Source organism: Rossellomorea aquimaris (assembly GCF_020172085.1).
Lineage (GTDB): Bacteria > Bacillota > Bacilli > Bacillales > Bacillaceae_B > Rossellomorea > Rossellomorea aquimaris_E.
In genome coordinates this window covers 1-892 of sequence record NZ_JAIVAT010000021.1, presented here as the reverse complement: position 1 = coordinate 892, position 892 = coordinate 1, and the positions used below count along the sequence as shown (strand labels likewise).

Below are 892 nucleotides of genomic sequence, written 5' to 3'. Positions count from 1 at the left end.
GGTGAGGTAACCTTTTGGAGCCAGCCGCCTAAGGTGGGACAGATGATTGGGGTGAAGTCGTAACAAGGTAGCCGTATCGGAAGGTGCGGCTGGATCACCTCCTTTCTAAGGAAGATTTACTAAACGTTTGACAGTCGAAGTTTTGTTCAGTTTTGATGGTTTAATAAGATGTTTTGTGAAAGCAAAATAATCATCAAACAAAACAATGGTAAGCATTGCTTATCATTCATTTTTATGGGATATGGGCCTATAGCTCAGCTGGTTAGAGCGCACGCCTGATAAGCGTGAGGTCGGTGGTTCGAGTCCACTTAGGCCCACCATATTCTTTCATCCCGGGGCCTTAGCTCAGCTGGGAGAGCGCCTGCTTTGCACGCAGGAGGTCAGCGGTTCGATCCCGCTAGGCTCCACCAAAGATTTTTGCGTCAGCAAAATATCTATCCATACTGTCTCTTCCGAGACACATGATTGTTCTTTGAAAACTAGATAAAGATAAATTGATAGTCAAGAAATTACCGAGAATCGCCATTTTAGGTTTTAAACCTGATGTAACAACCAATTCGGTTAAGTTATGAAGGGCGCACGGTGGATGCCTTGGCACTAGGAGCCGACGAAGGACGGGACTAACACCGATATGCTTTGGGGAGCTGTAAGTGAGCTTTGATCCAGAGATTTCCGAATGGGGGAACCCATTGTTCGTAATGGAACAATATCCTTACTTGAATACATAGAGTATGGAAGGCAGACCCAGGGAACTGAAACATCTAAGTACCTGGAGGAAGAGAAAGCAATTGCGATTCCCTGAGTAGCGGCGAGCGAAACGGGACATAGCCCAAACCAAGAGGCTTGCCTCTTGGGGTTGTAGGACACTCTATACGGAGTTACAAAGGAATGA

Annotated in this window: 2 tRNA genes and 2 rRNA genes; all 4 read left to right on the top strand. The window is 46.2% G+C overall.

What is annotated here, in order from left to right:
• A 16S ribosomal RNA gene (locus LCL96_RS23345) occupies window positions 1-105 on the top strand; the annotation flags it as partial.
• A 138-nt stretch (window positions 106-243) separates the two neighbouring features.
• Window positions 244-320 (top strand) — tRNA-Ile (locus LCL96_RS23340).
• A gap of 14 nt (window positions 321-334) precedes the next feature.
• A tRNA-Ala gene (locus tag LCL96_RS23335) sits at window positions 335-410 on the top strand.
• A gap of 149 nt (window positions 411-559) precedes the next feature.
• Window positions 560-892 (top strand): 23S ribosomal RNA (locus LCL96_RS23330); the annotation flags it as partial.